11 protein-coding genes are annotated in these 14,140 nt (G+C 37.5%); 1 reads left to right on the forward strand and 10 read right to left on the reverse strand.

The window, feature by feature from the left end:
- Nucleotides 1–8: 8 nt before the first annotated feature.
- From M3226_RS00355 to M3226_RS00385, 8 genes are all read right to left on the reverse strand, one after another.
- Nucleotides 9–926 carry a fumarylacetoacetate hydrolase family protein gene (locus M3226_RS00355; RefSeq protein WP_374110523.1) on the reverse strand — a complete coding sequence of 306 codons (918 nt, stop codon included), beginning with the start codon at nucleotides 924–926 and terminating at the stop codon, nucleotides 9–11.
- Between the two features lie 103 nt (nucleotides 927–1,029).
- Nucleotides 1,030–2,145: a 4-hydroxyphenylpyruvate dioxygenase gene (gene hppD / locus M3226_RS00360; RefSeq protein ID WP_251561564.1), complete on the reverse strand. Its 1,116-nt coding sequence runs from the start codon at nucleotides 2,143–2,145 to the stop codon at nucleotides 1,030–1,032.
- A gap of 248 nt (nucleotides 2,146–2,393) precedes the next feature.
- Nucleotides 2,394–3,188: an ABC transporter ATP-binding protein gene (locus M3226_RS00365; RefSeq protein ID WP_251561566.1), complete on the reverse strand. Its 795-nt coding sequence runs from the start codon at nucleotides 3,186–3,188 to the stop codon at nucleotides 2,394–2,396.
- On the reverse strand, nucleotides 3,163–4,194 hold the full coding sequence (locus tag M3226_RS00370; RefSeq protein WP_251561568.1) for an ABC transporter permease: 1,032 nt from the start codon (nucleotides 4,192–4,194) through the stop codon (nucleotides 3,163–3,165). Before M3226_RS00370 ends, M3226_RS00365 begins: the two co-directional genes overlap by 26 nt.
- Before the next feature lie 125 nt (nucleotides 4,195–4,319).
- On the reverse strand, nucleotides 4,320–5,318 hold the full coding sequence (locus M3226_RS00375) for an ABC transporter substrate-binding protein (RefSeq protein WP_251561570.1): 999 nt from the start codon (nucleotides 5,316–5,318) through the stop codon (nucleotides 4,320–4,322).
- Between the two features lie 266 nt (nucleotides 5,319–5,584).
- Complete coding sequence (locus tag M3226_RS32120; protein WP_255286609.1) at nucleotides 5,585–5,713, reverse strand: hypothetical protein; 129 nt, start codon at nucleotides 5,711–5,713, stop codon at nucleotides 5,585–5,587.
- Nucleotides 5,714–5,808: 95 nt separating this feature from the next.
- A complete protein-coding gene (locus M3226_RS00380; protein WP_251561572.1) occupies nucleotides 5,809–6,969 on the reverse strand; it encodes a cation:proton antiporter in 1,161 nt (386 codons plus the stop codon).
- Between the two features lie 202 nt (nucleotides 6,970–7,171).
- Nucleotides 7,172–10,528 carry a DUF4956 domain-containing protein gene (locus tag M3226_RS00385; RefSeq protein WP_251561574.1) on the reverse strand — a complete coding sequence of 1,119 codons (3,357 nt, stop codon included), beginning with the start codon at nucleotides 10,526–10,528 and terminating at the stop codon, nucleotides 7,172–7,174.
- A 256-nt stretch (nucleotides 10,529–10,784) separates the two neighbouring features.
- On the opposite strand from M3226_RS00385, the gene M3226_RS00390 reads away from it, so the two are divergent.
- On the forward strand, nucleotides 10,785–11,261 hold the full coding sequence (locus M3226_RS00390) for a hypothetical protein (protein ID WP_251561576.1): 477 nt from the start codon (nucleotides 10,785–10,787) through the stop codon (nucleotides 11,259–11,261).
- 36 nt (nucleotides 11,262–11,297) lie between these two features.
- Here M3226_RS00390 and M3226_RS00395 read toward each other — a convergent pair whose 3' ends face one another.
- Entirely contained in the window at nucleotides 11,298–11,816 is a 519-nt protein-coding gene (locus tag M3226_RS00395; protein ID WP_251561580.1) for an HD domain-containing protein, read from the reverse strand.
- A gap of 294 nt (nucleotides 11,817–12,110) precedes the next feature.
- Nucleotides 12,111–14,066 (reverse strand): LTA synthase family protein, encoded by a 1,956-nt coding sequence (locus M3226_RS00400; protein WP_251561582.1) that lies wholly within the window; start codon nucleotides 14,064–14,066, stop codon nucleotides 12,111–12,113.
- Nucleotides 14,067–14,140 lie beyond the last annotated feature (74 nt).

Consider the following 14,140-nt stretch of genomic DNA (forward strand, 5'->3'; position numbering starts at 1 on the left):
CCTCTTTTTTAGTCGATGATTGTATTCTTCAGTACGCCAAGCCCATCAATCTCAAGTTCTACCAAATCACCCGGTTCCAGCCAGCGGTGTACTTCAGGACCAAGCTCGAGGATACAGCCGGTTCCGACTGTTCCTGAACCAATGATTTCACCTGGATAAAGGGTGACCCCTTGTGAGGCTCTTGAAATCATTTCTCCAAAGGTATAGTAGATATCCTTCAGGTTCCCCTCAGAAAGCAAAATCCCATTTACACGAGCCTTCATAGTGAGATCGAAACCACCATGTTCTTTAAACGGTTCTAGTTCATCTTTCGTAACAATCCATGGCCCAATCGAGGTGGAGAAATCCTTCCCCTTAGCCGGCCCTAAACCAACCTTCATTTCTTCTCTCTGCAGGTCCCTCGCGCTCCAATCATTTAGAATACAATACCCAAAAACATATTCATCTGCTTGATCGGCTGGAATATCCCTGCCTTCCTTGCCAATGATACAGGCAATTTCCAGTTCATAATCCAGCCAACAACAATTTGCAGGTCTCGAAATTTTGTCTCCTGTCCCGCTTATTGCAAGATGATTGGAAAAATAAAAAACAGGCATCTTGTACCACTCAGGAACTACTGAAAGTCCACGTTTTGCACGTGCCGTCTTTACATGCTGTTCAAAAGCATAAAAATCACGAAAACTTCTTGGGTTAGGCAGCGGTGCTTTTAAACGAAGCTCCTTTAATGGATAAACACCCTCCTGACCTGGGAGCAGGAAGCAGCCTTTTGCCTGTTTCAAGTATTCTTCACTATTGTTGAGAAAATCTAATAGATTATTAGGAAACCGATTTCCTGAAGCTTCACACATATCTACCACATGTTCATCATCTATCAACCATCCTGCACTTATCCTTCCATCGCCTTTTTCAAAGGTTATAAACTTCACATAATTCACCTATCTAAGTTTTTTTTATTGAAAGGGAGAAGATGCTCTCCCATGACCGATTGATTTAGACCCCCATTTAAACCTTTACCTATTTATCTATTTTTTATAAGTTCCCGCGTCTTTCCTGTTCACGTTCAATCGATTCAAAAAGTGCTTTAAAGTTTCCTTCGCCAAAGCCACGGGCTCCTTTACGCTGGATGATTTCGATAAACAATGTCGGCCGGTCCACAATTGGCTTAGTGAAAATTTGTAGTAAGTATCCCTCATCATCCCTGTCTACTAAAATATTAAGTTCACGAAGCTTATCAATCTCTTCATCTATTTTCCCAATCCGCTCTGCTAATGACTCATAGTAAGTGTCCGGTGTTTTGAGAAACTCCACCCCGTTCTTTTTCAAAGTGGTGACTGTTGATACAATATCTTCTGTTAAAATGGCCAAATGCTGAACCCCGGGACCATTGTAGAACTCCAGGAATTCTTGAATCTGTGATTTTCGTTTCCCCTCGGCAGGTTCATTAATCGGGAATTTTATTCGACCGCCATTATGCATGACCTTAGACATAAGAGCTGAATATTCCGTTGTAATATCTTTGTCAGAGAAATGTTTCATTTCGATGAAGCCCATCACTTTTGAATAATATTCCACCCATTCCTCCATCCGCTCGACATTTCCGACCACATGATCGATACCAATTAACCCTGCATCTTCAACCGGCAGCTCTGCCAAAAATGGTTCATAACCAGGTAAAAACGTTCCTTGATAATGTTGCCGCTCAATTAACGTATGGATAGTGTCTCCATATGTACCGAGAACGGCCCTTTTTATCACTCCATTTGCATCCTTCATTTCATATGGGGCAGTATGAGCAATCGCACCTCTTTTTACTGCTTCCGCATAAGCTTTGTCTACATCATCCACCAGCAGGGCAACATCCTTTACGCCGTCTCCATGTCTTTTAACAAATCGGGCAACTTCACTATCTTTAGTATAGGAACCCGTCAGTATGACCCGAATATTACGTTGTTTCAAACAATAGGAAGCGGTTTCACGATTACCTGTTTCAAGACCTGAATAGGCAACTGGCTGAAAACCATAGGCAGTACAAAAGAAGTGACAAGCTTGCTTAGCATTACCTGTATAGATTTCAATATAATCTACATCACGGACAGGAAAAAAATCATTAGCCAACTGGTCTGCTCTTATTCTCTTTTCTTTCATCAAATGACCCCCATCTCATCTTAAATCAGGAATATTCATTCTTCATTTTAAGTGATAGGTTTTCGTCCACTCAAGAGCAGGAGATAAAGCAATAACGCTTTTAGGTGATAAAGAGTCATAATTTGACGAAATCATATTTCCCAGAAAAAAGAAAAAACACACCTTATTCGGTATGTTTTCACTGTTTAAAAACTGGAAATAATATCAGAAATGCCACATTGTCTAAAAATGTAAAAAAATATTTTACGTTACGCCAGAATGGCTCGATCACTTGCCATTTGCGTACCGCGAATTCGTTTAAATTCACTTAACAATCCCTCAATTGTCAGCTTGTCCTTATCCTCTTCATTCACTTCTAATATGATTTGACCCTTATCCATCATGATTAACCGATTCCCTAAGTCAATTGCTTGCTGCATATTATGGGTAACCATTAAGGTTGTCAGATTATATTTAGCAACAATATCCTTTGTTAAGTTGGTAATTAGCTCTGCACGAGAGGGATCAAGTGCGGCTGTATGTTCATCGAGCAGGAGGATAGAAGGCTCAGTGAATGTGGCCATTAGCAAGGATAGTGCTTGCCGTTCCCCGCCAGAAAGTAACCCAACCTTTGCACTAAGACGGTCTTCTAAGCCAAGATGAAGGGATTCAAGAACCTCCCTGAAATAGTCCCGTCTCTTTTTCGTTACTCCTTTTCGAAGCGTTCTCGTTTTATTCCGTGAATAGGCCATTGCAAGATTCTCTTCAATGGTCATACTAGGAGCTGTACCTGCCATCGGATCCTGAAACACACGTCCAATCATCGTTGAACGGTTATACTCTGACATGCTCGTAACATTCTTTCCTCCTATATGAACATCACCCACATCTGGAATTAAAACCCCAGAAATGATGTTCATTAACGTGGATTTACCTGCACCGTTACTTCCAATAACTGTTACAAAATCTCCTGCTTTAAGGGAAAGGTTGACATGATCAATCGCCACTTTCTCATCCGGGGTTCCCTCATTAAAAATCTTATGAATCTGATTTAAGTGCAGCATGATTGTCCCCCTTTCCTTGTGCAGAAGCCTGAATTAGATTCATTCTTTCCGCTTTCCTTCGAGCCTTACGCTTTTTCTCTTTTGAAGCATCAATGATTTTTGGTGCGGTTAAAGCAATAATGACAATGATGGCAGTAATTAATTTCATATCTCCAGGGCTCATAAACTCCGCTCGTAATGCTAGAGTTACAACAATTCGATAGATAATAGACCCGCCAATAACAGCCAGTGTCGTTCTTGCCATTGTTTTTGTTCCAAAAAGTGCCTCACCAATAATAACAGAAGCTAAACCAATAACGATCATTCCAATTCCCATACCAACATCGGCAAACCCGCCTTGTTGAGCAATAAGTGCCCCTGAGAAAGCAACTAAGGCATTGGATAGGCCAAGACCCAGAACAACTAGAATATTGGTATTTGCTGAAAGGCTGCGGATCATTCTCTTATTATCGCCGGTAGCTCTGATAGCAAGACCAATTTCAGTTTGTAAGAATAAATCGGTTAGGAATTTGATTACGAATGTTACAATAATCATAAATATCAAAATTCCCCATGTTTCTGGAAGACTATCGCCAAGTCCAACTTTGGTTAGAATTTGATTAAAAAATGAATCAATTCCCCATTTTTCAAAAAGGGCACCAATTTTTGTAAAAGCAGTATCAGTATTTAATAAAGGTATATTTGCTCGCCCCATAATTCGTAAATTAATAGAATATAACGCGATCATCATTAAAATACCGGAAAGTAAATTATTAATTTTTCCAAACGTATGAAGAAGGCCAGTCATACAGCCAGCAGCAAATCCGGCGATTAATGCCGTAATTGTAGCCAAAAAAGGGTTTACTCCATTTGCTATTAATACCGCTGAGATCGCGGCACCTGTAACAAAACTCCCATCCACCGTTAAATCTGGAAAATCTAAAATACGAAAGGAAAGGTAGACGCCCAGCGCCATAATCGCATAGATGATACCTGCTTCAAAAGATCCAAATATGGCTGTAAACATAGAGATCATCCTTTCTTTGAGTGTTGGGTCCATATATTAGAGACCATTGTTTAATCTTATATACGAGTCAAGGAGGTAACCTTGAGGCGTAGGTTACCTCCTTGAAAAAGATCAATACCTATAGATTACTTTCCATCATAAAATTCGCCAAGTTTACTCCATTCATCCTTCACTTTTAACCCTTGGGCTTCAGCCGCTTTCTTATTAATGACTAGTTTTAAGCTTTTTGGAAGCTCAACTGGGATTTCCGAAGTTTTTTTCTTACCTGATAAAATATCTGCAGCCATTACTCCGGATTGGTAACCAAGGTCGTAATAACTAAATCCACTAGCGGCTACTGCACCTTTCTTCATTGAATCCAGCTCTCCAACAAAAAGAGGGATTTTCTTACTATTGGCAACGGCAATAACAGCATCAAGAGCTGTAACAACTGTATTATCGGTAGGAATATAAATTGCATCAACACGACCCGCTAAAGACTCAGCAGCCTGCTTTACTTCTGAAGTATTTGCTACTGAAACATCAACAAGTTTAGCACCTTTTTCCTCAACAAGTTTTTTCACAGCTTTAACTTGAACCTCTGAATTTTGCTCACCTGAATTATAAATCACGCCAACATTTTTTGCTTTTACTTCATCCGTAATAAAGTTAATCGTTTTCTTTGTTGCATCAGGATGATTATCAGTGGTCCCAGTAATATTATTACCTGGTTTATCAAACGATTTAACTAGACCCGCTCCGACAGGATCTGTCACAGATGTAAAAACAATTGGAATATCCTTTGTAGCATTTAAAGCGGCCGTTGCACTCGGTGTAGCATTAGCAAATATCAAATCTACTTTATCGCCGACAAAATTATTCGCAATGGTTTGTGTATTATTCATATCAGCCTGAGCATTTTGTTCATCAAACTTTACTTTTAACCCTTTGTCTTTAAGCGCCTGCTTGAATCCTTGTGTTGCAGCATCTAATGACGGATGCGGTGCAAATTGAGTAATACCTACATTGAATTCTTTTTCTGATCCTGATTTTTCCGAACTTCCTGAAGACTCCTTGCTTCCACATCCAGCTAACAGCAACATTCCTGCTAATGCGATCGAGACTGCCTTTACCTTTCTTTTCATGAACATGCTCCCCCAATTTCCATGCAATTTTCTAATAATTTTTTATATATTAAAAATTATTATTATTCTAGTATCTTTTTTCGATAAAAGCAATAGAAAAACCAAAAATATTTTTTCGCTTTAAAGCTCGAAACTTCAAGTTATTAATATTACTAGGTAAAATCGCTTTCATTCTGGAGGGTTATTTATACTATAAAAAGAAAAATGCCCTCTATCTAGTAGAAGGCATTTCATGGTGTATTATTATTTAAATGTCGTTATTTTACTTACCAATTACGAGTATTTTCAAGAAGTTGGTCAATCTCCACTTTTTTCACTTTATTATTGTTTTTCTCAGATGTTAGATCTGAAGTGGCTTCTAGCAGTTTGTCGATATCGATTAATTTGATTCCCATCTCTAACCTCCATAGAACTGTTAATAGTTAATTACTCTACTAAACTATTCGAGCTGTCCAAAGAGAACATGGGGGTTGTTTTTCAAAAGTTTTAATTAAGCTGTTACTTTTATACTTTTTTCACTCTGACTTCTATTAAAAAAGTATTTCATCATTGGTGGTGTAGCAATTGTGGTAACAAGAACCACAATTACTAAAATGGCAAAAAGTTCTTGGCTTATTAAATGACTCTCTAGTCCAATGGCAGCAATAATTAAGGCTACCTCTCCCCTTGAAACCATAGCAGCACCAATTCCAAGTGAGCTGCTCCACGAGAATTTGGCCAGTTTTGCACCTACTGCAGCGCCAATTAGCTTTGTAAGGATTGCGAGAATGCTAAGCCAGACAATCGTACTAAGATGTTGTGAAATGCCTTCAAAGCTTACTTGTAGTCCAATTGAAGTAAAGAATACCGGTACAAAAAGGGAATAACTAATGGTTTCTGCTTTTTTAAAAACTACATGTTTAAGTTTGGTTAGATTTAAAGCTAAACCGGCAATGTAGGCCCCAATAATGGCTGCAACCCCCATTAATTCTGCTATATAAGCATATAAAAAACAGATGATCAATGCACCAGTAATAACAGATTCTGTTACCTTTAATGATGCAAATTTCGTTAAAATCCATGGTACTAGCTTCCAAGCTGCTAATATAGCTACTCCGAAAAAGAGCACCTTTTTCATTATAATCATACTTAAATTGACATCTCCACCTGCCATGCTCATTAAAAAGGCCAGTGCGATAATAACTACAACATCATCGATAACTGCTGCACCTAAGATTGCGGTCCCCTCTTTTGACTGCATTTTGTTTAATTCTTTAAGTGCCTGAACAGAAATGCTTACACTTGTTGCTGAAAGCAATAAGCCTAAAAAAGACGCCTCAAAAGTGGACATATGCATTATAACTCCAGCTATAAACCCGATAAAAAACGGAACAACGATTCCACTTAACCCTACGGAAGTTGAAGCTTTCCAGGAGCGTTTAAATCCATCAATATCCGTTTCTAAACCCGCGATAAACATTAACAGGATAACACCAATCTGGCTAAGTTCTTCCAATGTACTCGTATTCGAAACAAGCCCTAAAACAGCCGGCCCTAAGAGAATTCCTACAAGAAGCTTTCCTAAAACCGACGGCTGTCCTAACTTAACACTAATATCCCCAGCTATTTTAGAAGCTAATAAAATAATCGCTAACTCGAAAATGAAATCCATCTGATTCACCTTTCCTTTCGAAAAAATAAAAAGAGTCTGTGCTTTAAATCCACAGACTCTTTTTTAGTAAAAATCAAAAAAGCCTGTCAACCAATGGACATAATTATCCCTTGGTGACAGGCTCCTCCAATAACGTACTATTTTATTAGTTGTATTATAACATATTTTATAGTAAAAAACAACAATGTGAATGAGCATTGTATTAGTTCCACTTTCGTACCTTATCAATAATGTTAACTTTCAGGAAGGTAATAAAAGTGGACTCTCCCTTTTGAACCTTTTGTTTATGCCATTCATTAAAGCTTGCGATTGTGATTAAGATTATCCCCGCTATCAACAAGTATACCCACCAAGGCATGTTGCCCCAATATGGTCTCGTTTGCAGAAAGACATTTAATAGCAATACGCCTGCACCTACCAAAAAGTACGATTTTATTTGAATATACATTCCTGCCACCATTGATAACAAGGAAAGTGAACCTAATATAATTGCATCATAAATGGTATGGCTTGACAATGCATCTTGGATTAAAATCAGCGCTACAAACAATAATACAATCCATTGAAGAGCCTTCACTACTTTTTCATAATTCCCCTTTAAACATTTCCGGATGAAAATGGTCAGCAGGATATAGGGAAGAACGTATACCTCACGCAGCCAAAGTGACGGAATATGGATCGTACTAATAATTGCATAATAAGGCTGGATCGCATAACCGCCCGCCGCACTGGTCATAATAGCAGCATATTTAGCAGGCACTCTTTTCCGTTGAAACCAGAAAGTGAGTACAATCAAAATTCCTGGCAATGTATGACACCAAAGGTGTTGATTCTCTAAAAAATACATATACACAAAGTACATAAGACCTGTAACTGTATATCCGTCTATTTTCAATTCCAAAACCTTTGTTCCTGGCTCAACTAGCATCTTATAAAGGATTTTACCAGATAAAATTAATACCATACCAATGACAGCAAAAACAAGCATTTTTTCAGGCGATGTCAGTTCACTTACATACGTGAACTCTACAGTGGCCAAGAAAGCGAAACCTAAAGGTACAACGCCCAAAATGTCCCATCTTGCTTTATGCAAATAAATCAGGATTCCAATTACATACAGGCAGGTGATTAGGTATGGGATGAAACCATAGGGATAGACCATTAGCAAGGAAGCGATCCCTATCATGGAAAATGGCACTAAATAAAAAGTTGTTCTTTCTTTAAATTCCTCGTTGGCAAAAAAGAAAAATGCAAGCATTAGTAAACTGCTGATGGGGAATGCAAATCTTACATCGGACTGAAGATATATTCTCTCCATCCCTGTTGTAATAACAAAAAATAATGCTGTAAAACTACCGTAAAGGAAAACCCTTCTTTTCCACTCCCTAACAGCCAATTTGGTGCTAACTGCATATCCGACTAGAGCCATTATAAAGCTAAAGACGGCATCTTCTTGATAGATAAACCAAGTAATCGTAAGGGCAAGAGGAAAGATGAGGTGTCCGACCCAAGCAAATGCTACCTCGAGGTCAGGATTTGCTTTTCGATAGAGACCTGCGATCACAAGCAGAACGATTGCACAGATAGATGACACTAATGAATTGGTCAAATGATTAAATGCAAACTTCTCTGTAATCGCATTCATAATGGAAAAATAGCAAAGAAGCGTCGTTATACTGATAAAATAAGGTATCCAATTGGTCCCAATCCTTTTATAAAAATAGGAATACATTCCTATTCCCGCTAGCATAACTAAAGGCTGGACCCAAGTGTGATTGATAGGACTAACAATGGCATTGATTATGGCTAATGTATAAAGGACTTTGGCGATAAACAGTGAGCTTCTTGCAAAATCTTGCTTAGAAAGCTTTCCCCAGACAATTCTTGAAACTAAAATAAGCACCGCTCCGGCTGCGAAATTAACCGCATACCCATATTCGGAATAGTACGTAAGGGAGTTTACATTAAACTCCTCACCAAAAGCGGCGGTGGAAAGCCCTAGCGTACTAGGCAATACCCATAAAGCAGCTTTCTTTAAAAGAGTTCTGTCTTGGTATTGATGAAGTAAATAGGCGGCCACAGCTAAAAGGGAGAGCATCACACCCAATTCCCACCAATAAAGAAAAAAAAGCGTAAGGATCATGGCAATTGCCATAATAAAAAATCCTATCTCTACAGCTGCATTTCGTATCTGCTGTATATACTTAAAGAAGCGAACGATTCCAAAGACACTAAAGAGAATAAATCCTGTAAAAAATAATCTAAGAGCGAAATTAAATTCTTCAATCGAACTTGTTAATAAAGAAACAGCTTCATAGATGCCTGATGAAAGAAAAAGTGAACTAAAATAAGGAAAAATAAATCGCGAACTATGGTTGGACAGGTAAATAAAATTTGCTGCAATAATAGAATAGGCAATCAGAAGTACAATTGCCGGTTGTCCCGAACGGAGCAAAAACCCTTCAATACTAATATATATATAAGCAAAACCTGAGATAACAGCACTGGTATACTGAAATGCTTTGTCTAGTGAGAATTTATTATCTAATGCTTTAGGGACAAAGACAATCCCAAATGCTACTAATGCGTAAACAAACCCGCCCGCATTAACAAGGACACTATTCTCAACGAGCTGATATACCCCATAAACCAGCATGACTGTAAAAATAAAGTGATATTCCTTCCTGCCTGTGACGTATATCATCGATAAATAAATCACAGCAGTTAACAAGATGTTAAAGCTGTACAAGACCTCATTATCAAAAAGAAATAGCATAAATAGTGTAGATAAAATCAAATTCACTTGGATAAATGGTATAAATTCTTTAGTAAATAATTGTAGTCCGCTAATCTTCTTCACCCGTTTGAAAACAAGGAGAAGGACTACGTTAAATAGCGCCATTCCTAAATAGAAAAGATCAATCTTCAAATGAAGTGCCGCCAGTAAAAAAGCAGTTCCTATAGAAAAACAAACAAACGAGAACCAAACAAATAATCGTGAACCTAAATTTTTCGCAAACAGTATGTACACCACAAGTGATAATAGACTTCCGAGCATTCCAAGCAGATAGCGTCCTCCACCGTCAATCGATAAATACGAACCTAAAAGCCCAAACCAGCCTAAGGAGAGAATAAAGATCGGTAAGAATAAGCTTCCTAACACTGTGAAGGCAAAAGCGGTTTTATCAATATGAAGTATTCTATTCGCAATAAGGGCAATCGAATAAAATAACAATGAAACAATAGCAATTGAACAGCTTTTCATAAAGCTTGTCATAGATTCCCAATTACTGGTCGCTACAAATAAACCGCCGATTAATAGAAAAATAACACCTATATTTAAAGACCAGGTTATGTTTCTTTCCCGAACCTCCTCAGGCGAAAGTGTCTTTTTGACTTTGGCAGGTTTCGGAATGGCCGCACGTATTGACTTTGGTTGTAATGACTCATGGTCCACCACCTGCACATCTTCTTCTTTTAGTAAATCGAGATGGTATTGGTGATGTGCCTTTTTCACTGTCTCAACAATTGTATTTGAAAGATACCCTTCTTCTTTCAACTTATATAACTCATACCTAAAGGTCTTCTTCTCTCTTTCATATTATTTGGTTCCATTTAAACTCCCCCTTATTTCATTCCTTACTGTTGTTTTATGTAAATTATGGGATTTTTTATAACATTACTCCTTTAGTGTAATTTTACACCATTTCATATAAATTTCAATCCTTTTTCTTTTTCAACTATATTCGTGTTTACGTTTGGGGAAAATATCTGTATGATAAGAGAATATTTGTTATAAACAGAAGGAGTTTTATATGCTGACATTTAATGAAAAATTAGCCATTATTGAATCTTACCCGGAATTAGAGAGGAAAGATGTTTCTCTAAAACGTGTTAATTTCCAGCTTCCAGAAAGTATTTCTGATAAAAAAAATATTGTTTATCATCTGCATCCGAATGGAAATGGTTTTGTTTATGCTGGTCACCTCGATCATTATGAAACAGATGAAAAGGGAATGGTCAATATTCGAGATTTTTCAGCAGAGCAGCTTCGGAATATCTTAACTGAGTCCATTGCGGCCTTATTGCCCCTAGAAAAATCAGCCAATGAGGAAGCCATTATTGGAGAATTACAGGAAGAGCGCTGGGTCGACGAAGAGGGCAACGTTCTCATTTTGCTTTTTGAAAATGAAGTATGGAATATCTACTTTGGCTTAAACCTTGAAGAAAGCTTTGATACATACGAAGAGGCTATTGCTTTCATGCAAGAAGAAGGCTTTAAACAAGGATAAGCAAAAAGGCTGTGCTAATAGAAGCACAGCCTTTTTCTATTGATGACTATATTCTTCATCAATCCAATTGTCTAAACGAATAATACTTTTTTTTGCACGTACATATTCAATCGTCCGATAATGATGCATTCCACCTTCTTCTTCATCTTTTTCATCCGCCCATTTTACCACTTGCTGTAATGGTGTCCTTACAATATCATTTGAAGGCAAAAACGAGTCGGTATGAAATAAAATCGCAAGCGCAATCGTTTTGGCCTTTATTGGGTTTTCCCCAAGTCGAATCAATAGCTTATGCGCCCGTTCAGCGCCTTTTATTGGATGGATATCATTTTGTTTATACAGGTCATAATCCCATTTCCCGTTCTTATACCAAGTATAGTGTCCCATATCATGGAGAAGCCCTGCCTTAGCAGCAATATCAACATCAAGCTGATGTTCTTTACTCAAATGAAAAGCATGGTATGCCACCGCTATCGCATGGGCAAGTCCAGAGCGGTTTAAATATTTTTGGGCAATGCGGTGTTCAAATATATCCAATAAAGTTACGTCTCTCATGCGATCCACTCCTAACGTTCGTAAATGTATTTCACTTATTATATGCTAACCTGTCCAAATTGGCTAATCCTTTATTTTGCTTCCAATCTAGATAAAGCGTAAGCGTCTTGAACAGCCCCGACAAGCATAAGACGCTCAGGGAAGGAAGGCGTTCTTTGCCTCGCTGTAGACCATCGAGGGGCTAGGCGCTGGAGCTGGACGTAGACAGTCCTTTTATTAACAGTTATCCACAAACGGAAATTTTATAATTTACTAAACGAAAAAAAGAGAAGGACAAAGTCCCTCTCTCAATTATTAATTATCTTCAGTTGTTTTTGTTGTTTTTCCCTTAGGTCCTAAATACTCATAGTCATTAGGATTAATTGGGGTATATCCTTCAGGCTTATAGAATCTTAATAAGTCTTTATAGACAATTTCATCTGACATCTGCAATTCTGTTTTTACCTTTTCATCAATGCTCTTACATGGGGTATCATCTGTTAATACTTCAGTTGTCTCATATCCGTAACATTTTTCATTGATTTGAATGCCGTCCGATGATACAAAGTCACCATTTCTAAACAACGCCCAATTACGATGATCTTTAGAAAGTAAGTCAGAACCAAATTCCATATAATCCTTGGTATCAATACCTAATAAATGAAGTACAGTTGGACGGACATCCACTTCACCGCCAATTTGATGCTGAACTCCACCCTTCACACCAGGGACGTGAATATATAAAGGTACACGCTGTAATTTTGCATTAATGGCTGGTGTAATTTCATCTACACCTAATACTTTAGCCATCGCTTCATTATGGTTTTCAGAGATACCATAATGGTCACCGTACATAACAATTACTGTATTATCGTACAATCCACTAGCTTTTAAGTCATTAAAGAACTGTTCAAATGCCTGGTCCATATAATGTGCAGATTGGAAATACTGGTTAACAACCGAATCACCATAATCACCAGCTGGAAAATCTGTATCCTCTGGATCCATTTCAAATGGGAAGTGATTAGATAACGAAATGAACTTTGTATAGAATGGCTGCTTTAAGCCTTGCAGCAGAGGCATCGATTCTTTAAAGAATGGTTTATCTTTCATTCCATAGTTTTTGGTATTTTCGTCTGTCATGTTATAGTATTCAGCATCGTAAAACTGATCGTATCCAAAAGCTTTATAGATAACATTTCTGTTCCAGAATGTTTTATAGTTTCCATGAAAAACAGCAGAAGTATATCCCTGTCCTTTTAAAATAGAAGGCATCGCCTGGTAAGTATTTTGCGCTTTATTTACAAAAACGGCCCCTTGTGCCATAGGGTATAAGGAATTCTCCATTAAGAATTCAGCATCAGATGTTTTACCTTGCCCTGTTTGATGGTAGAAATTATCAAAATAGAAAGTACTGCCATCATGTGCCAATGAATTCAAAAATGGTGTTACCTCTTGTCCGTTCGGCATCTTATAATCAATCATAAAGCTTTGGAATGACTCCATGGAAATATAAAGTACGTTCATTCCTTTTGCCTTACCAAAGTAAACAGGATTTGGAGCAGCGTAGTTAGCTTTACGATAGTTCTCTACATCCGTGATATCACTGCTGTCAGCTAATGCCCGCTGACTCGAAGATTTAATATTTTGAATTACATCGTAAATTGTAAAGTTGTATGCACCTAGGTATTTAACTAAGTAGTTGCGGTCAAACGAACGTGTTAATAATTGAGGACGGTCCTTTTCAGCTAATCCCAAGTTAAAAAGAAATGTCGTGATTGCAAATAACAAAACAATTTTATAAGACTTCCTGTTGGTTACGGTCACTTTTTTGAAAACAGTTAATGCCAAAACAATTAAAATAATGGTATCAAGAAAATAAAAAATATCTAATGGTGAAATTAAAGATAATGCACTATCACCTAGTTGCCCTGCATTTGTTTTTGTCTGCATTAATACTGGTACCGTAATAAAGTCATTAAAAAATCGGTAATACGCAATATTAGCGTACAACAAGAATGATAAAAAGAAATTGATAATAATCATGACAAGCTTGGTACGTCTCTTAAAAAGCAAGGCTAAACCGAAAAAGAATAGCGCTGAACTTAAAGGATTGATCAGCAGCAAAAATTTCTGCAGATTATTATCGATTCCTAAGTTAAATTCAATTTGATAGGCCGCATATGTTTTGATCCAGAATAATAAAACGGCAATTACAAAGAATGAAATATGGCTGTTATTTAATGTTTTAGGTAATTTGATTTTATTCATAACATAATTCTCCTCTCACTTACCAATAAACTCCGGTAAACGAACCTCAATTACTATACCACACTTTTTTTAAA

The sequence above is a fragment of the Neobacillus cucumis genome (assembly GCF_023715505.1).

Excerpts from the sequence above, each read along its gene's own strand:
- M3226_RS00365 (WP_251561566.1), bottom strand. The coding sequence starts at position 3,188 with ATGCTGCACTTAAATCAGATTCATAAGATTTTTAATGAGGGAACCCCG.
- M3226_RS00390 (WP_251561576.1), top strand. The coding sequence starts at position 10,785 with ATGCTGACATTTAATGAAAAATTAGCCATTATTGAATCTTACCCGGAA.
- M3226_RS00395 (WP_251561580.1), bottom strand. The coding sequence starts at position 11,816 with ATGAGAGACGTAACTTTATTGGATATATTTGAACACCGCATTGCCCAA.
- M3226_RS00400 (WP_251561582.1), bottom strand. The coding sequence starts at position 14,066 with ATGAATAAAATCAAATTACCTAAAACATTAAATAACAGCCATATTTCA.
- M3226_RS00370 (WP_251561568.1), bottom strand. The coding sequence starts at position 4,194 with ATGTTTACAGCCATATTTGGATCTTTTGAAGCAGGTATCATCTATGCG.
- M3226_RS00375 (WP_251561570.1), bottom strand. The coding sequence starts at position 5,318 with ATGAAAAGAAAGGTAAAGGCAGTCTCGATCGCATTAGCAGGAATGTTG.
- M3226_RS00380 (WP_251561572.1), bottom strand. The coding sequence starts at position 6,969 with ATGGATTTCATTTTCGAGTTAGCGATTATTTTATTAGCTTCTAAAATA.
- M3226_RS32120 (WP_255286609.1), bottom strand. The coding sequence starts at position 5,713 with ATGGGAATCAAATTAATCGATATCGACAAACTGCTAGAAGCCACTTCA.
- hppD (WP_251561564.1), bottom strand. The coding sequence starts at position 2,145 with ATGAAAGAAAAGAGAATAAGAGCAGACCAGTTGGCTAATGATTTTTTT.